The organism is Chromobacterium sphagni, from assembly GCF_001855575.1.
In the GTDB taxonomy this organism is placed as follows: domain Bacteria; phylum Pseudomonadota; class Gammaproteobacteria; order Burkholderiales; family Chromobacteriaceae; genus Chromobacterium; species Chromobacterium sphagni.
The window spans coordinates 2,163,041-2,180,924 of sequence record NZ_MKCS01000001.1; the positions used below are offsets into that span (position 1 = coordinate 2,163,041).

Consider the following 17,884-nt stretch of genomic DNA (forward strand, 5'->3'; position numbering starts at 1 on the left):
AGATGCTAGAAAACTCCCACGCAATGGCTTGTCGAGAGATCACGTGCAAACTGGCCATTATCGGTGCCGGGCCATCTGGATTATTGCTTGGCCAGCTGTTGCAGCAGGCCGGCATCGATAACGTCATTCTTGAAAAGAAAAGCGCAGAATACGTGCAAGGCCGCATCCGGGCCGGAGTGCTGGAGCAAGGGACGGTGGATCTGTTGCGAGAGGCTGGGGTAGGGCATCGCATCGACATGGAGGGCATTGTCCATGAAGGTTTGGAGCTGGTGTTTGACTCATCGCGCGATCGTATCGATCTAAAGAGGTTGACTGGTGACGGTTCGGTGATGATCTATGGCCAAACCGAAGTGACGCGAGACCTGATGGAGGCTCGGCGCGCAAGCGGCGGTGCGAGCTTTTATGAGGCCGAGCATGTTCAATTGCATGATGTCACGGGAGTGCAGCCATACGTGACGTTCACGCATGAGGGCCAGCCATTTAGATTAGCGTGCGAGTACATCGCGGGATGCGATGGCTATCACGGCATGTCGCGTCATTGCATTCCAAAGGAAATCTTGACCGAGTATGAGCGCGTCTATCCATTCAACTGGCTAGGCTTGTTGTCGGATACGCCGCCTGTGCATCACGAATTGGTCTATGTCAATCATGAGCGCGGCTTTGCCTTGTGCAGCCAGCGCTCCGCCTCGCGCAGCCGTTATTATCTGCAAGTGCCGCTTACCGACAGGTTGGACGATTGGCCGGACTCCAGGTTTTGGGACGAGTTGAAAAGGCGGTTGCCTCAAAGCTTGGCGGAGCGCCTGATTATTGGCGCATCATTAGAGAAAAGCATTACTCCGCTGCGCAGCTACGTGGCGGAGCCGATGCAATATGGAAAATTGTTCCTGGTGGGCGATGCTGCGCATATCGTCCCCCCCACCGGTGCCAAAGGACTGAATCTGGCAGCCAGCGATGTCTGCACCCTATACCGTATTCTGAAAAAGGCTTACCACGAAAACCGAGTGGATCTGATTGGGCGATATTCCGACATTGCCTTGCGTCGGGTATGGAAAGCCACTCGTTTTTCATGGTTTATGACCTCGCTGCTGCATACGTCCGTCACCCCGGATCATGTGGCTTTTGAGAGAAAGATGCAGCGGGCTGAATTTGATTACTATATGAATTCGGCTGCGGGGCTTAAATCCATTGCTGAAAATTATATAGGTCTGCCATATGATCTTGTTGAGTAAGCTTCAAGGTCTGCATAGTCGCGGATGATGCCAGCGTTTTCTGCCGCTGCTTTTCGGCACAGCATTGGCGTGATATGAACCAGGGCCGCGGTGGGGGGGTAAAGCCACTGAGCCAACCCCTGGCTGGGAGTCGAAGCGTTAGCCGGCGTTGACGGAGTTTATTCACTCGATTGGCATTTTCAAAATCTGCATAAGCGGGAGCGGCTGCGCTGGGGTCGTATTCCCGCATGAGTGCGAGTCTGCCTGGAGCCCGCTGGTAAAAATAGTTTAAGCTCTTCTATTGACGTAAATGTAAAGTTAATTTATGATGCATTTCTCTGACGCGGGGTGGAGCAGTCTGGTAGCTCGTCGGGCTCATAACCCGAAGGTCGTAGGTTCGAATCCTGCCCCCGCAACCAAGTTTCAGAAAAAAGCCGAATCGACAACGATTCGGCTTTTTTGCGTCTGCTCGGGATGGGCGATGATCGAGCGGACAGCCACTCGGTTGTTATTGGAATATTGTTGCGTCATTCCATGGCTTCTCATGGGAAAGTTGTGCGAATTTCGCGCAATTTTTCAGCGATATTTTTACTGGCGGCGCAATGAATTGTTCTGTGGTATGCAAATCCATTTTTGTGAGGATATTTTTTGTAACAATTTGCAACACATGGTTTGCGCGGATCACGTTAAGCACATTGTCCTAAACCATTGTCTCTGCTACAGATTTGCCGATTCCTCGTTATTGACCAGGATCAATCGTATTGCATATCCGGTGGGGGGAGGGTTTGATCCTGATCAAGGCTCTTGAAATATCAGGCAAAACTGTTTTTAATACGCCCGCCCGGTGCATGTCGCCGGGCAGATGTTGTGTTGCCGAACCCCTGTCTTCCCGCGCCTTCGCCGGCGTTTCACTCGGACAGTAAGCGTTCTGCCGTCACGTCATCGCCCGGAAGCGATTGTGGAGTCGCTTCCAATCCGGAGTGTATCCGCCGTGGAAACGGATGCGCGCCGTTCACTCGTGGAATCCGCGAGCCCTGAAAGTCTGTTGTTTTGCCCGGCTCCGCCGGCCTCGACCCGCAAGGGAGGAGGAGGAGGCCCGGCGCGAACATTTCGCTGGCGTTGGAGCATGGCTCGCAACGCCTGTTGCGCATCGGCGCGTTGAAGGATTTTTAACCCGAAAAGTCGTAAGATGAGAAACCATAGACCCTCCCGCCTGATGTGGGGGCTCTCTCCTGTGGTGGTTGCCCTGCTTTCGGGATGCCAAGGCGGCATTCTCGATCCCAAGGGCCATATCGCCGCAGAGCAGAAGTCCCTGATCATTACGGCAACCGCGCTGATGCTGCTGGTGGTGATCCCGGTAATCGTGATGACCCTGGTATTCGCCTGGAAGTACCGCGCCAGCAACAAGGACGCCGCTTACGAACCGAAATGGTCGCACTCGACCAAGATCGAGATCGTGGTCTGGCTGATTCCCTGCGTCATCATCGCCTTCCTGGCGACGCTGACCTGGAAGAGCACGCACGAGCTGGATCCCTACCGTCCGCTGCAATCGGACAAGAAGGCGATCGAGGTTCAGGTGGTGGCCCTCAACTGGAAATGGTTGTTCATCTATCCGGAACAGCAGATCGCTTCCGTCAACGAGCTGGTGTTCCCGACCGACGTGCCGGTGAATTTCAAGATCACTTCCGACGCGGCGATGAATGCTTTCTTCATCCCGCAGCTGGGTGGCCAGATCTACGCGATGGCCGGCATGCAGACCCAGTTGCACCTGGTCGCCAACGAGCCGGGCACCTACAAGGGTTTCTCCTCCAACTATAGCGGCGCGGGCTTCTCCGGCATGAAGTTCAATGCCATCGCCACCAAGACCCCGGCCGAGTTCGACGCTTGGGTAGCCAAGGCGAAAGCCTCCGGCCAAACCTTGGACGCGCCGGCCTACCTGCAGTTGCTCAAGCCTAGCGAGAACAACCCGGTGGCCCACTACGCTTCAACCACGCCTTACCTGTTTGAAGCCGTCGTGCACAAGTACATGGCCGGTCGTCCGTCGCTGGCCGACAGCGATGACGCCATCAAGCTGGCCAAAATGACCAAAGAACTGTGCGCAGCCATCACCCCGCCGGTTGTCAAGGAGTAACGATTGATGTGGTTAGGTAAACTGACTCTGGACGCGATTCCGTACCACGAGCCCATCATCATGGGGGCGCTGTCCGGCGCCGGCCTGATGGGCATCGTGCTGTTCGCGTTGATCACCAAGTTCGGCAAGTGGGGCTATCTCTGGAAAGAGTGGATCACTTCGGTTGATCACAAGAAAATCGGCGTGATGTATATCATCGTCGCCATGATCATGCTGCTGCGCGGCTTCGCCGACGCGCTGATGATGCGTACCCAGCTGGCGGTGGCCACTGGCGGCAGCCACGGCATTTTTCCGCCGGAACACTACGACCAGATATTCACCGCCCACGGCGTGATCATGATCATCTTCATGGCCATGCCGTTCATGACTGGCCTGATGAACATCGTGGTGCCGCTGCAGATCGGCGCGCGCGACGTGGCTTTCCCCTTCCTGAACTCGCTGAGCTTCTGGCTGCTGGTTTCGGCGGTGATCCTGGTCAACCTGTCGCTGGGCGTGGGCAATTTCGCCCGCACCGGCTGGGTGGCCTATCCGCCGCTGGCCGAGCTGGGCTTCAGTCCTGACGTCGGGGTGGATTACTACACCTGGGCCTTGCAGATATCGGGCATCGGGACGACGCTGACCGCGATCAACTTCCTGGTGACCGTGATCAAGATGCGCGCCCCGGGCATGAAGCTGATGGACATGCCGATCTTTACCTGGACCTGCACCTGGGCCAACGTGCTGATCGCCACCTCGTTCCCGATTCTGACCGGCGCGCTGGCGATGCTGAGCCTGGACCGCTATCTGGGCTTCCACTTCTTCACCGCGGAAGCCGGCGGCAACGCCATGATGTACCTGAACTTGTTCTGGGCTTGGGGCCACCCCGAGGTTTACATCCTGGTTCTGCCGGCATTCGGCATCTTCTCGGAAGTGGTTTCCACCTTCTCCGGTAAGCGCCTGTTCGGCCACAAGTCGATGATCTACGCCAGCGGCGCGATCTCGGTGCTGGGCTTCATGGTATGGCTGCACCACTTCTTCACCATGGGCTCCGGCGCCAATGTGAACGCCTTCTTCGGCATCGCCACCATGATCATCTCGATCCCGACCGGCGTGAAGCTGTTCAACTGGCTGTTCACCATCTACAAGGGCCGCCTGCGCTTTGAAACCCCAATCCTGTGGACGCTGGGCTTCATCGTCACCTTCTCCATCGGCGGGATGACTGGTGTGCTGCTGGCTGTGCCGGGCGCCGACTACGTGCTGCACAACAGCCTGTTCCTGATCGCCCACTTCCACAACACCATCATCGGCGGCGCGGTGTTCGGCTATCTCGCCGGCGTGTCGTTCTGGTTCCCGAAGGTATTCGGCTTCAAGCTGAATGCCAAGCTGGGCAAGGCTTCGTTCTGGTTCTGGCAGCTCGGCTTCATGTTCGCCTTCATGCCGCTGTACGTGCTGGGCTTCCTGGGCATGACCCGCCGACTGAACCACACCGACAACCCGGCCTGGGAGCCGTGGCTGTACATCGCCGCCTTCGGCGCGGTGCTGATCGCCATCGGCATCGGCTGCCAGCTGCTGCAGATCGCAGTCAGCATCCGCGACCGCAAGAAGCTGGTGGACGAGACCGGCGACCCGTGGAACGGCCATACCCTGGAATGGTCCACTTCCTCGCCGGCGCCGTTCTACAACTTCGCCAAGCTGCCGCAAGTGCATGACATCGACGCCTTCACCGACATGAAGGAAAAGGGCATCGCTTACGCCGTGCCGAAGTCGTACGAGCCGATCCATATGCCGCGCAACACCGCTGTAGGCCTGTACATCGGCGGTTTCACCACCGTACTGGGCTTCGCGCTGATCTGGCATATCTGGTGGATGGCCATCGTCGGCCTGGTGGGCATCGTCGGCTGCATGCTGGTGCGCGCCTACGACAACGACCTGGACTACTACGTGCCGGCGGAAGAAGTGGAAGCCATCGAGCGCGCCCGCTTCGAGAAGCTGGGCATAGATGTGGACAACTACACCGAGCGTGATCAGACCAAGCCGAAGAAGGCTGCGCGTCCGACCACCACCGTGTAAGAGGCTGGATCAAACATGACGACTTATGTAGAGCAAGCGCACGACGCGCATGACGACCATGAGCACCACGACAGCGGTTCGCAGACCGTGCTGGGCTTCTGGTTCTATCTGATGACCGACTGCATCCTGTTCGCGACGGCGTTCGCGGCGTACGCAGTGCTGTTCCGCAATGTGGCGGGCGGCATTTCCGGCAAGGAAATCTTCGAGCTGCCGTACGTGCTGGTGGAGACTGCGGCGCTGCTGCTGTCTTCCATCACCTATGGTTTCGCGATGATCGCTGGCCACAAGGGCAACAAATCGGCAGTGCTGGGCTGGCTGGCGGTGACTTTCCTGTTCGGCGCCGCGTTCATCGGCCTGGAAATCAATGAATTCCACCACCTGATCGCCGAGGGCCACGGCCCGCAGACCAGCGCCTTCCTGTCGGCATTCTTCGGCCTGGTGGGCCTGCATGGCCTGCACGTGACCGCAGGCCTGCTGTGGATGGGCGTGATGATGCTGGAGGTGGCCAAAACCGGCCTGACCGGCCGCGCCATGACCCGCCTGAACTGCCTGTCGCTGTTCTGGCACTTCCTGGACATCGTGTGGATCTGCGTGTTCACCGTTGTGTATCTGAAAGGAGCCATGTGATGAGCCAAGCGCATGCGCACAACAGCCACGGCAGCGTGAAAAGCTACGCCATCGGCTTCCTGCTGTCGGTGATCCTCACCGCCATCCCGTTCTGGATGGTGATGAGCGGCGCGCTGACCAAGCAGGCCACTTTCATCGGCATCTTCACGTTCGCGGTGGTGCAGATCATCGTGCACCTGAAGTATTTCCTGCATCTGGACTTCAGCAAGGAAGGCAAGCTCAACAGCATCTCCTTCCTGTTCACCGGCATGGTGATCGTGCTGCTGGTGGGCCTGTCGATCTGGATCATCTACACCGCCGACGCGCTGATGATGCGCTGAGTGAGAACGCCTTGAAGCTCAAGCGTTATTTTCAGGTCACCAAGCCGGGCATCATCTTCGGCAATCTGATCTCGGCCGCCGGCGGTTTCCTGCTGGCGGCGCAGGGTCCGGTTGACTGGCTGCTGCTGCTGGCCACGGTGGCCGGCTTGTCGCTGGTGGTGGCCTCCGGCTGCGCCATCAACAACTGCATAGACCAGGACATCGACGCCAAGATGGCCCGCACCCAGAAACGGGTGCTGGTCACCGGCGCGATGAGCACCAAGGCCGCGCTGACGCACGGCCTGGTGCTCGGCCTGGCCGGCTTCTACACGCTGTGGCGCTGGACCAATCCGCTGGCCTTCGCCTGTGTGATGTTCGGCTTCATCATCTATGTGGGCGTGTATAGCCTGTACATGAAGCGCAACTCGGTGTATGGCACCCTGGTGGGCAGCCTGTCCGGCGCGGTGCCGCCGGTGGCCGGCTACTGCGCCGTCACCGGCCGCTTCGACATGGGCGCCTTGATCCTGCTGGTGATGTTCAGCCTGTGGCAGATGCCGCACTCCTACGCCATCGCCATCTTCCGCTTCAAGGACTATGAAGCGGCCGGCATCCCGGTGCTGCCGGTGGTCAAGGGCATCTCCAAGGCCAAGCAGCAGATCGTGCTGTACATCCTGGCCTTCGCGGTGGCGACCGTGATGCTGGTGCTGGGCGGCTATGCCGGCTACGGCTACCTGGCGGTGGCTTGCGCCACCAGCCTGTGGTGGCTGAAGATGGCGCTGTCGGGCTACAGGCGGGAAACCGACGATCGCGCCTGGGCGCGGCAGGTGTTCTTCTTCTCCATCATCACCATCACGTCTCTTTCCGTGATGATGGCGTTGGACGGGCAGACGCCCAAGCCGGGCGGCAGGGTGGTGATGACCGCGGACGCCGGCAGCTACCGCTAGATCGATACCGTTCCATGCCAAACGGGGAGCAGCTTGCGCTGCTCCCCGTTTTTGTTTGGCCGCCGGCAAGCCGGCTAGGCAGGCCTGCCGGTCATGGTTTCTTCAGCGCGGCGCGCATCGCGGCCTGGCGCTTGGCCGGCAGCTTGCCGACATAGTCGATGGCCTGATGGCCATATTTGTCGGTATCGGTCAGCGAGGCGCCTTGGGCCACCAGATAGGCGGCTATGGCGGGCGTGGAGTCCAGCACCGCAGCCATCAGCACGGTGATTTCGCTGGTGCGGGTGGCGGCGTTGACGTCGGCGCCCTTGGCTACCAGATCTTGGACTATGCCCAGATCCTTGCTGGACACCGCGTAGAACAGCGGGGTGTTGCCATCGTAGCCGTCGACGTTGGCGTTGGCGCCGGCTTGCAGCAGCGCCTCTACAGCTGCGCGGTTCTTCGCATCGATGGCGTAGACCAGCGGGGTCTTGGAAACGTCGTCAAGCGACTGCTCGAGGTCGCAGTGCTTGCTGTGGATATAGTCGGCGACAGCCTGCGCGCCTGCCTGGCGAACCAGCGCCTGCCAGTCATCCTTGTCGCAGGCGGCCAGCGCGTGCTGCGTCAGCAGCAACGCGCCTATGCCGATCAGGAATTTGATTCTCATCTCAGAAGCTCCGGAAAGTTTTCACCCAGGTATCGTAAGGACGGCTGCGCTGAGGCGGAAAATAGGTCCACGGCGTGTAGTGCAGTTTGGCGTATTCAGAGGCGGTGCGCGGCGTGTACCGATAGCCTTCCTTCATCGCCACGACCTCGTCCTCGCTGACTGAGGCCCCGCCGCTGCCCACCGCTGCGACTTCGTGGGAATTGGGGTCGAAGTTGATTTTGAACGAAGAGAGCTTTTTCTTGCCGTCGTCGAACTGTTTGCGATAGGTCTGGGCCGACTTGTTGATCGACTGCTCTACGCCCATGGATGTTGGATCGCCGCCGGGGCCGACGCCCATCAGCTTGTTGTAGCGGCCGTTCTTGGCCCAGCCCTGTTCCTGCTTCATCGTCGCCAGCAGCACCTTGGGGTTCAGCTTGTAGTTTTGAGCCGCCTTGTAAAGCAGCTCATCAGCCTTGTAGGTATCCACCAGCACTGGATTGTTGTTCTTGAGGATGCTGGTGATCTGTTCCAGCGTCAGCGCGTTGCAGTCCTCGAATTCATCATCCGGTATCGGCGTTTCCAGCGGGTTGCGATTCTTGGGCACCTCTATCTTGGAAACCGGCTTGCGTTGTTTGTTGTGATGCTTGTGGCTTTTGGCTTGGGTGTTCGTTATTTCGGGTTGGCTCTGCTCCGCGTCCGGGCGCGCCAGGCCGTCGCACAGCACTTTGGGACTGATGACGCACATATATTTGTGGAATGCGCTTTCCTTGGCCTGCACCGGAGGCAGTTGCTTGCTGTCGCCCACTGGGCCCTGCAGCTTGACATTGATCTTGTCTTTGGGATCGTGGCCGTACAGCGCGCCGGTGTCGCCGTCGTGATCGGTCTTGCCGCTGATAGTCTGGTCGCCATGGCGGATTTCATACCAGACATTGATCATAGGCTGCAGGATGCGATCCAGAAATTTGACTTGGATCTTGGTTTCATCGGCGATCTGGTGGCCGTCGACCAAGGCATAGACCACGGGCCGCTTGCCATCGGTCGACGGCTTGGCGATAAGCTCGTTGTTGATGGTGCCTGCCAGGCTGTAGTCCTGCTCGAGGATTTTCAACAGCCGGATATAGTTGTCCAGGCCTTTTACCGTCTGGCAGCCTTCGCTCCAGTTGCTGGTGCGGTTGTTGGGGCCTTCTCCGCCGTAATGGATGTTGTGCTCGTTGGTCGCGGTGGGCGCATCCGGCTTGTCCGGATTGAAGTCGTACTCGGGCGCTTTGGCGCTGCCAGTGTTCTGGGCGTGGAAGGCAAGTCCTTTGACGATGCGCAGCGCCCGATAGTTGTGGCGTTGGGCAAAGCGATGCGTCTGCTCCATTTCCTCCAGGCTGGCATGCGAGTGATAGGACGACATCTTGTGATTGCCCAGCCGGTACTGGTACAGGCCGTTGATCAGCACCCGGCCTGCCAGTTGCCCGTTGCTTTTGCTGTAAGGCTCGGTGTTGAAGTCGAATTCGGCCACCTTCTTCTGGCCGGACGCGTTTTTATAGACGACGAACAGCGTGTCGTCGAATACCTTGTTGCTATCCTTGACTACCTTGCCTTTGGCGAACCCCCGCGCGCCTATCAGGTTGATCCTGCCGCTGTCGGTTTCAAAGGAGAAGCCGGCGACGTTGTTTTTGCCGTTGGCGGCGGCATGGTGCTCGAACACACGCTGCAGGATGTCGTACTTCTGCTCTTCGGTATATTTGCCGAAGTCGAAATCCTGGTATTTTTCTAGCGGATCGCCCATTGTGCCTCCTGGCTGCCGGTAGGCCCGTACACGCTCAACTGGTAGCCGCTATTGGCCGGGGTGAACTGCAACCGAGAGTAGGCGAAAAAGAAATAGGCACTGTCCTGCGGTTGCAGATAGGCCTTGCCGAGGCCATCGGTGCGGTTTGCCAGAAATGCCTGGGTCAGCGTCAGACCGGATAGCGCCCGCAGTTCGCCACGCGAGTTCTTGCTCAGGATCAGTTCGTTGTTCGCCACGTCGGCGGCTGCCAGGCGCATGCGTTTCATGCCGTTCTGGCGGGTGGAGTGGGCGTCGCGCAAGGCCGTGGTGAGCGGCACCTGATATTCCTGCGTGGCTGGGTCCTTGCGGGTGAAAATGATGTCGTCTATGCCCTGGTCGGCCTGGCCTTGCTGCAGTTTCGGCGCGGGGCCAGCGCATGGATGGTTCTGCAGCCGGGGCCAGGCGTTCTTGTCGGTGTAGGAGAGACAGTATTGGTTCTCGCTCAGACTATGTGTGGCGGCATCCAGATTGTGAGCGATGTACTGCGATAAGCCATATTCAGGCGAATTCCGACTGGCCTGTCGATCCAGCAGCCTGAGTTTGCTGATGGCGGTGTCGGTATATTTGGCGCCGGCTTCGATGGAGGGGATCTCCAGAGTGATCTTGGCGACTTTGGCTCCGCTGGCGTTGAGCAGCAGCAGGCGCTCGGAGGCGTTCAGGGCATTGTCCGACTTGCCGGTGATTCTATCCTCAGACGGATCGTTGAAAGCCACGGTTTTCAGTTCTTTTTGCAACTGAGGAAACGAGTATTCCCGCGCGTGGTAGGCCAGCGAGAAGCGGCGCGTTTCAAATGGCTTGTCTTCATGCGGGCGGTACAGGCTGACCAACACGCTCTTGGGCGAGGCGTTCTGGAACTGGGTGGCGGCCGACTTGAGGTATCCGGGAGTCAGGGCGATGGCGAACAGCGAGCTCGGCTGAGCCAGAGTCAGCGTCAAGACTGCGGGATTTTTGATTTCAGAGGAGCGAGGATATCGTTCTTCGGCATGGAACACCCAGGCTTTGGCCGGATCCGGATCGAAAAGATTCTTCGCTGAATACTGGTTGGGTGCCGCTCCGGCCAGCGTCTGGCTGGAGTGGATTTGCAGCGTATTCCAGCCCAGCGCCGCGGTGGTGTCTTCCGGCTGGTTGGCCGCGCCGGCGCGAAAGGCGGGCAGCGCGAGCGCGCCAATCAGGACAAGAGCATGTCGTTGATTCATTAAAGGATTTCCCATTCGCCCGACCCGATCAGGGCCTTGATGTTGTTGATGCCTGGCAGGTGGATGCGCTCGGTTTGGCCGCTGCCGTCCAGGGCGCCGCTCGCGAGTTTTTTGCCAGTGTCGGCGGAGTAGTAAACGTATTTCTTGCCGCTGAGTTCTGGGTGCGCTTGGGTAAGCAATTGGGCATCGATCTGCTCGGTGCAGACGATCTTATTGTACTGCGGTTGTGCCCAGTCCATGCGGGCAGGTCCGTCCAGCGTGTGGCTGGCGCCTTTCACCGTCACCTGGCCCGGCGCATGGACTTCGATATTGCCGCCCTTGATTCGGATATAGGCTCCACCTGCGGTCAGCAGGATTTCGTCGCCAGCATTGACAATTATCTTGTCCTTGCAGGAGGTGATGGCGACATCCTGATCCGCCGTGATCTCCATCGCGTCGCTCTGCGCCTGGATCTGCACCTTGCCCTTGGCCGCGATCAGCTTCAGCGCCACCTTGTCTTTCACCCCGGCCACGAACAGGCTGATGTGCTGGCCGACGTTGTGCAGCCAGCGTCGCCCCGTCGTGTGGTTGGCATCGCGCTGGGCGACGAGGTTCAGGTTGCTGCCGGCGAATAGCGTCTGGCTTTGCTCGGTCAGGGAGGCGATGCCGGCCGGGCCGGACAGCACCAGCAGCGGCTGCCGGCCGGCTTGCTCTTTCGCCGTTTTGCCGTCTTTGTCGGTGTTCGATCCCGCTTCCCAGGCCTTCAGCGCGTCGACGTGGTGCTGCAGGTGGCCGTCCGGTTTTTTGCCGGCTTTGGCGTTGTCCGGGCCGATGGCGTCGGGGCCGGTTTCCATCGTATCCGCCAGCTGGCCAGTGGCGGTTTCGGCCAGCGCCTGGCTGAGGGAGAGGGCGGCGTCGAGCTGGCTCTGGGCGTGCTCGCGCGCCAGCTGTTTGCCCCCAGCGCCGTTCTGCGCTTCGGTGGACAAGAGCAGACCGTGGGCGGCGCGGATGGCGCCGTGCTGGTCGGTTCTGAGCTCGAAGCCTTCGCCGCGTGGCGTCGCCTTGCCGTTGCTGCGCGGCTGGGTCAGGAAGCCCTGGTTCAGTTGGGTCTTGCCGGATTCGGAACTGAGTTTGGCGCGCACTTCGCCGGGGGTATCGTCGAACAGCAGCTCGTTGTAGCCGCCGCCCTGGTGTTCTTTGCTCTTGATGCCGGACAGCGTCTTGTTGGCGGGGAGCGAGCCGGCGCCGCTGAAGTCGGGCGTCGGGTGGCTGCCGTTGTACAGCACGCCGGTGATCACCGGCCGGTCGATGTCGCCTTCGATGAAGTCGACCAGCACTTCCTGACCAATGCGCGGGATGAACTGGTGCCCCCAGCCGGCGCCGGCGCTGGGCATGGCGACGCGCAGCCAGCATGACGACTTGTCGTCGAGTCCGGCGCCGATGGTCGGGTGTTCGTCCGGCCGCTGCCAGTGGAACTGCACCTTGATGCGGCCCTGTTGGTCGGTGTGGACGTCTTCGCCCGGCGGACCGACCACGGTGGCGGTCTGCACGCCCAGGCTGGTCGGCTTGGCCTGCGCGGTGTGGGCGTAGGCCGGCGTCAGCGGGATGCCTCGGCGCTGGGCCTGGAGCGTGGTGGCGAACGGCGCGGCCTGGGCGCCGGCGGTCACGGCGGCGTCGCTCTCCAGCCCCAGGGCCAGCAGCCCGGGCGCGGCCTGGTTCAACTGGCGGGTGAGGTCGGCCGGCAGGTTGTTCTGGGCGCGCAAGGTCTGGCCGGTGACCACGAATTCGCGCTGTTCGGCGCTGTCGGCCTGGTGCGCCGGGTGGTCGTCAAGGCGGAACCACTGGCCGGCGGTCAGGCCGCGGACCGAGCCTGCGCCTTCGAATTGTTTGGCCTGCAGATCGTGCGCCTGCTGGCGCAGCTGGGCGTAGCGGGACAGCTGGTCGGCGTCGCCGGCGTAATACAGGCCCTGGGCGTCGTAGTCCTGCAGGCTGGATTGCAGCGCGCCGCCGCCCTGGCCCTGGTCGATCTGGCTGCTGTCGCCGGTGTGCCGGGTGGACACCGGCTGGTAGTCGAAGCTGGCCAGCGCCACCTGGCCGGGCACAATCTGGCGGCTGCTGTTCCAGCCGGTGAGGCCGTCCTCCTCTTCGGTGGCGTCACTGCGGTGGAAGCGCACGCGTTCGAGCGGGGCGGGCGGCAGGCTGTAGGCGTCGTCGAACACCACCAGCTTGACCTGGGGACTGTCGCCGTCGATATGCTCGAAGCGCCAGGCGTAGCCTTCCTCGTGCAGCAGGCGGACGATGAAGTCGTAGTCGCTCTCGCGGTATTGCAGGCAGTAGCTGCGCGGCGACGCCGGGCCCGCCTGGATCTGCAGCGCCTGCCCCCGGGCGAAGGCGGGGTTGGCGGCCTGGTGTTCCCGCAGGATCTGCTGGACGATGTCCGGCACCGTCAGGTCCTGGAACACCCGCGAAGTGCGGCGGTGGCGCAGCAGCGCGAACGGCGGCTCCACCGTGAGGCCATACTTGGCGAAACCGCCGTCCGAGCCTAGCAGCCGCGCTTGCGAGACCACGCCGCAGCGCACCGTCTCCACGCCCTGGGCGTCGGCGATGCCGATGCGGGCCGGCTGGCCGAGCAGGGTCTTGAGTTCGATGGCGCCATCGGGCGACAGGCAGGTCAGGGTGAAGCGGTACGGTTTGGACACCCCTTCCTCGCCGTCCAGGCTTTGCGGCAGCAACTGCTCGGCCGCGATGTGGCCGTCGCCCAGGCCGAGGGTGAGCAGGCGGTGGTCCTGGCTGAAGGCGGAGGCGAAGCTGGCTAGCAGGCTGGATATGTCCATGATCGAACCGATAAGAGGCTGTTAGTCAGCCGTGTACTTTGTATACGTTGGAGGACAGCTGCAGCGTGGCGTCAAAGGTCACCGGCGGGCGGTGCGGGTGCACCTTGAGCACGGCGTCGACGCGGAAGCGCAGATGGCGTTCCATCTCGCGGGGGGCATCCAGATTGACGCGTACCCGCGACAACCTGGGTTCGTGCAGTTCTATCGAGCGGCGCAGTTGCTCGCGCAGCACTTCGCGGTCGTCGGGGTTGAGCAGGCTGATGCCGGACAAGTCGGGAATGCCGTAGCTGAGCAGGCTGTCGCGCGAGAGCGGGAAGGATTCGAACAGTTCGTCCTGCGGCATCAGCCGGGTGTTGAGCAAGGCTTCCAGATCGCGCGCCAACGCCTGCTTGAACTGCGACAGTTCAAACAGGCTGATGGCTTCGGTGTGGCTCAGGTCGGGCGCGTCGTCCAGCAGCCTGTCCAGCACCGAAGGCAGGATTTGCGCGTGGCGGTTGCCGCTCATAGCCCGAATACGGAGGCAGCCTGGCGGGCCAGCATCCAGCGGAAGGCGACGAAGATGCCGGCGCCGACGATGGCCAGCAGCGCGAAGTACAGCCACAGCGGCAACTCATGGCGGACAAAGGCCTGGAAGCGCTGCGGCAGCTGCCAGTTGGGCGCGAACTCGGCCTTGCCGCCCCGGATCTGCTGGATTTCCTGGCTCAGCTTGTGGATCAGATAGCCCAGCTTCTCTTCGCCTTCCAGCAGGTATTTGCCCTGGAAGCCCAGTAGCAGGCAGGTGTAGAACACTTCCAGCGCCTCGATGTTTTCCGCGGGCGCATTGCGCAATTGTTCGAGGCGATTGAAGAAGCCTTCGCCGGCCAGGTGCTCGCCGAACAGGCGCAACTGCAAGGGCATCCGTTCCCATTCGTCGCGCAGCGCGAAGTCGGACGACAGGATGATTTCGTCCATCAGCGCGCAGAAAGCGTATTTGGCGTGGGAGATGGCGTTGCCGTCCTTGCCGAAGTTGCGGGCGTTGCGTTCGAACTGGCTGAGGAAGTGGTCGACGCGGCGGTTGAACTCCACCGCGCTGCTGGGGGCGTTGCCTTCCTTCAGCAGGAACAGCAGGTAGATGCCGTCCTCCAGCATCTCGCGCAGGCTGGGCGCGGCGGGGGCGGCAACGGCCATGGCGCGTTCCGCGGTTTGGGTGCTTGCTTGGTTCATGTCGGTATTAGCGGAAGACCGCGATCAGTTCGATGGAAATATTGGCCAGGGTCTGCGGCACGTAGATGCAGACGCTGCGCGATTGCAGCATGCGGCTGTAGATCTCGCTGCCCGGCTCCAGCGCGAAATAGTGGTTACCCACCCGCACCGGAATGGCCGACGGCGTTTGCGCCGAATGGACCAGGCCGACGCCGCGCATCGCCGAGTTGAGAATGCGCTCGACGTCGTCCGGCGCGCCGATCTTGAGCTTGAGCGGCACGTTGTCGAGGATATGGCTGGCCGGCTGGTCGCTTTGCACCGATAGGTAGAAGTCGACGTTGTCCAGCAGCCGGTCGCTCTCCAGCCGGCCGATATGGAAGGACGGCCGCGGCGAATGCAGCGGGATCACCTTGTAGCGGGCCGACACCACGGTTTCCAGCAGTTCGCGGATCTGCAGGTCCAGCTGCGGGAACACCTGGTGCAGCTGCTCGTGGCGGTAGGCCGGGATGTCCGACAAGGTATACAGGGTGGCGAAGGTTTGCAGCTCGCCGCAGAACTCGGCCAGCGCCATGTACAGCTCTTCCGGGTGCAGCGGCTGGCATTGCGACAGGTGGCGCAGGCGGGCGAAATTGCGGTTGACGGTGTGCAGCAGCCAGAACGAGCTGATGTCGGCCGAGCCGAACTCCATCACGCTCTTGGCGCGTTCGCGGTGGGCGCCGGACAGCGCCTGGCTCTTCACCAGCAGGATGTCCAGCAACCGGCGCAACATCTGCATCATCTCGCTGGAGCCTTCGATCGCCAGCAGCGGCGGCAGGAAGTCCTTGCCGACGCCCCATTGGCCGGTGGCGTCTTTTTCCAGCCGGCACAGCGGGATGGCATCGTAGCCATCGCGGTTTTCCTCTTCCAGCATCAGCTTGATGTCCAGCTGCAGGGTGGAGAGGTCGGCTGCCAGCGCCTGGGTGTACAGGTCGGACACTTCGCTGTGATCGCTGTGGAAGCGGGTGGGGCGGGCGCTGGCCTCGCCGCTGCGGCTATTGCCGCCATAGGGCTGCAGTTGCGCCAGGCAGGCGTACAGCGTGGTCTTGATGCCGAGCTGCGGCATGGCGGTCAGGTCGCGGCTCAACGGCAGCGGCGCGTGGCTGGGCGCCTGGTACAGCGCGCCGTCGCGGAACAGCGCGGTCAGCTCGTCGACGCGGACGATGCCGCCTCTGAGCGCGGCCTCGTCCAGTGTCAGCTTTTGAATGCCCCAGACATGGCGATGCGTCAGCTGCAACAGGCTGGATTGAGTCTGCTCCTGGAATAGCGCCTGTTGCTGAAAATGCTGCGGGCGAAGAAACATGCCTTCGCCCCATAATATTCTTTGTGCATGAAGCATTGCTGCTTGAACCTTGGCTTGGTTTTGAAATGATGCCCGCTATTCTAGTTGCGCGCGGCGGAACAATCGACTGCGCCGGTATTGGGTTGGTCCGGCAATGGAATGGCTTCAGGTTTGATCGCCTTTAAATAGCAGTCGTCGACTTTGAATTTAAGATCCTTGCTGCGGACTCTGCCGGCGTCGTAAAGCAGACGCCAGAAATGGGGATTCGGCTGACGGAAATAGCCGATCACGCCAACATAATTGGCATCTTCCAGAACCGTCATATCCAGTTCCTGCTTACCGCCCGGAACAAATATCAACTCCTTGCTGGATAATACCGAAGCGACAAGCACATCTGGAATTGGTTTGCCACTGGCCAAAAGGTCAGGTGTGAGTAATTTGAATCCTTGATCCGACTTCAGCTGGTAAACCTGTACTACGACGGACAATGATTTTCCATGTTTGTCGCGATTCAGCGCAGCGCTGGCCTCACTGCTCAGCGTGATATTCTTCGGACCCGCGCAGCCGCTGAGCAAGGGCAGCGCCAGCGCTGCGATCATCAAGCAAGTTTTTGCCAGTGCTTAGTTAAATCCATATAATCGACACCTGAAATAAGACGACATCCAACGGTTAATTCTAAAGATTTTGCTTGTCTCTGCTTGTGAGCGCCTTGTCAAATTAGACGCCGGCACTTGACTTCTTTACAAATCAAATCAAGCATATCGCGTAATTTGCTGGTTCATCAATCGTTTGTATCAAAAATTCCAATGACGTTAATCGTGCCACTGGTGGTGGCTTGCATCGTATTGCTTTTGTTTTGGCTTGGTTGGCGATATTTCCTTGGCGGAGCAAGGCTCCAAGTCGAGCAGGCATCGATTGCGATCCCGTCGAATCCGACCTTCGTTCCGGTGGAGGACATCCGGTCCGATGCGGCTCCGTCGCGTTTGCCCGGCGCGGCATCCGCCGCGCGCGGATGGTTGCAAAACCGCTGGTTGCTGTGGATGGTCCCGCTGCTGTCCTTGTCACTGGTGGGAGGAGTTGTGGCAATTACGCTGCACTTTGGCGGCTACCATCAGGATTCGAAGTTCATCCCGAATGAATATGCTCATGGCAATCAGATCAGGCAGGCGCTGCTTGAGGAAAAGCTGGTTCCGCCTCCACCGTTGCCGCCCGAGGCTTTCATAGACGCGGTGGCGGAAAAGCCGTCTCTGGCTTTGGACAAGGCCGACCGCGACTGGAGCAAGATGGACCCCGCTTTCGTGCAGGACGTGTTGCGGGTGATGGAGAAAATGAAGGCGCGCGGCTTCCCGATGGTGCTGCTGGAGGGATTCCGCAGCGCCGAACGGCAGAACCGGCTGGCCGGCGGCAGCGTCAAGGTTACCCAGGCCAAGGGTGGGGAGAGCAAGCACCAATATGGACTGGCCGCAGATCTGGCGCCGGTCCGCAACGGCAAGGTGGTGATCTCGGAACGGGATCCGTGGGCAATGCAGGCCTATACCGCGCTGGGCGAGGAGTCGAAGGCCGCCGGCTTGGGATGGGGCGGGGTGTGGAGCTTCCGCGACTACGGCCACGTCGAACGCGCAGGCTCCTTGCGAGCCTTGCTGGCGCACAAGAACAAATAATTGTCTTTTGGCTTTTAA

At 60.6% G+C, this 17,884-nt stretch carries 15 protein-coding genes and 1 tRNA gene; 8 read left to right on the forward strand and 8 right to left on the reverse strand.

Going from position 1 to position 17,884, the window contains the following annotated elements; all coding sequences use genetic code 11:
- Positions 1-2: 2 nt before the first annotated feature.
- From pobA to cyoE, 7 genes are all read left to right on the forward strand, one after another.
- Positions 3-1,229: a 4-hydroxybenzoate 3-monooxygenase gene (gene pobA / locus BI347_RS10260; protein ID WP_239690857.1), complete on the forward strand. Its 1,227-nt coding sequence runs from the start codon at positions 3-5 to the stop codon at positions 1,227-1,229.
- A 321-nt stretch (positions 1,230-1,550) separates the two neighbouring features.
- Positions 1,551-1,627: transfer RNA gene (locus BI347_RS10265), tRNA-Met, on the forward strand.
- 770 nt (positions 1,628-2,397) lie between these two features.
- A complete protein-coding gene (cyoA, locus tag BI347_RS10270) occupies positions 2,398-3,339 on the forward strand; it encodes a ubiquinol oxidase subunit II (protein WP_071112235.1) in 942 nt (313 codons plus the stop codon).
- Between the two features lie 6 nt (positions 3,340-3,345).
- Positions 3,346-5,388 (forward strand): cytochrome o ubiquinol oxidase subunit I, encoded by a 2,043-nt coding sequence (gene cyoB / locus BI347_RS10275; protein WP_071112234.1) that lies wholly within the window; start codon positions 3,346-3,348, stop codon positions 5,386-5,388.
- A 15-nt stretch (positions 5,389-5,403) separates the two neighbouring features.
- Positions 5,404-6,015, forward strand: a complete 612-nt coding sequence (gene cyoC, locus BI347_RS10280; RefSeq protein ID WP_071112233.1) for a cytochrome o ubiquinol oxidase subunit III — start codon at positions 5,404-5,406, stop codon at positions 6,013-6,015.
- The gene (gene cyoD / locus BI347_RS10285) at positions 6,015-6,335 is read left to right on the forward strand and encodes a cytochrome o ubiquinol oxidase subunit IV (RefSeq protein ID WP_071115824.1); all 321 of its coding nucleotides are present in this window, start codon (positions 6,015-6,017) and stop codon (positions 6,333-6,335) included. The genes cyoC and cyoD overlap by 1 nt, the downstream gene beginning before the upstream one ends.
- A gap of 11 nt (positions 6,336-6,346) precedes the next feature.
- Positions 6,347-7,258 (forward strand): heme o synthase, encoded by a 912-nt coding sequence (cyoE, locus tag BI347_RS10290; protein WP_071112231.1) that lies wholly within the window; start codon positions 6,347-6,349, stop codon positions 7,256-7,258.
- A gap of 91 nt (positions 7,259-7,349) precedes the next feature.
- On the opposite strand, the gene BI347_RS10295 is transcribed toward cyoE, so the two are convergent.
- Genes BI347_RS10295 through tssJ form a run of 8 tightly spaced genes read right to left on the reverse strand, consistent with a single transcriptional unit; the run spans position 7,350 to position 16,804 of the window.
- Entirely contained in the window at positions 7,350-7,901 is a 552-nt protein-coding gene (locus BI347_RS10295; protein WP_071112230.1) for an ankyrin repeat domain-containing protein, read from the reverse strand.
- Position 7,902: 1 nt separating this feature from the next.
- Entirely contained in the window at positions 7,903-9,657 is a 1,755-nt protein-coding gene (locus BI347_RS10300) for a hypothetical protein (RefSeq protein WP_071112229.1), read from the reverse strand.
- Positions 9,642-10,892, reverse strand: a complete 1,251-nt coding sequence (locus BI347_RS10305) for a hypothetical protein (RefSeq protein ID WP_071115825.1) — start codon at positions 10,890-10,892, stop codon at positions 9,642-9,644. Before BI347_RS10305 ends, BI347_RS10300 begins: the two co-directional genes overlap by 16 nt.
- Complete coding sequence (locus tag BI347_RS10310) at positions 10,892-13,705, reverse strand: type VI secretion system Vgr family protein (protein ID WP_083338806.1); 2,814 nt, start codon at positions 13,703-13,705, stop codon at positions 10,892-10,894. Before BI347_RS10310 ends, BI347_RS10305 begins: the two co-directional genes overlap by 1 nt.
- 25 nt (positions 13,706-13,730) lie before the next feature.
- Complete coding sequence (gene tssE, locus BI347_RS10315) at positions 13,731-14,210, reverse strand: type VI secretion system baseplate subunit TssE (protein ID WP_095210792.1); 480 nt, start codon at positions 14,208-14,210, stop codon at positions 13,731-13,733.
- Positions 14,207-14,872 carry a type IVB secretion system protein IcmH/DotU gene (gene icmH / locus BI347_RS10320; RefSeq protein WP_239690858.1) on the reverse strand — a complete coding sequence of 222 codons (666 nt, stop codon included), beginning with the start codon at positions 14,870-14,872 and terminating at the stop codon, positions 14,207-14,209. The genes tssE and icmH overlap by 4 nt, the downstream gene beginning before the upstream one ends.
- A gap of 43 nt (positions 14,873-14,915) precedes the next feature.
- Positions 14,916-16,262 (reverse strand): type VI secretion system baseplate subunit TssK, encoded by a 1,347-nt coding sequence (gene tssK, locus BI347_RS10325; RefSeq protein ID WP_071112226.1) that lies wholly within the window; start codon positions 16,260-16,262, stop codon positions 14,916-14,918.
- A gap of 44 nt (positions 16,263-16,306) precedes the next feature.
- Positions 16,307-16,804, reverse strand: coding sequence for a type VI secretion system lipoprotein TssJ (tssJ, locus tag BI347_RS10330; RefSeq protein WP_071115826.1), 498 nt, complete (start codon positions 16,802-16,804; stop codon positions 16,307-16,309).
- A 132-nt stretch (positions 16,805-16,936) separates the two neighbouring features.
- Here tssJ and BI347_RS10335 point away from each other — a divergent pair, with 132 nt between their 5' ends.
- On the forward strand, positions 16,937-17,866 hold the full coding sequence (locus tag BI347_RS10335) for a M15 family metallopeptidase (protein ID WP_239690860.1): 930 nt from the start codon (positions 16,937-16,939) through the stop codon (positions 17,864-17,866).
- The last annotated feature ends 18 nt before the right edge of the window (positions 17,867-17,884 follow it).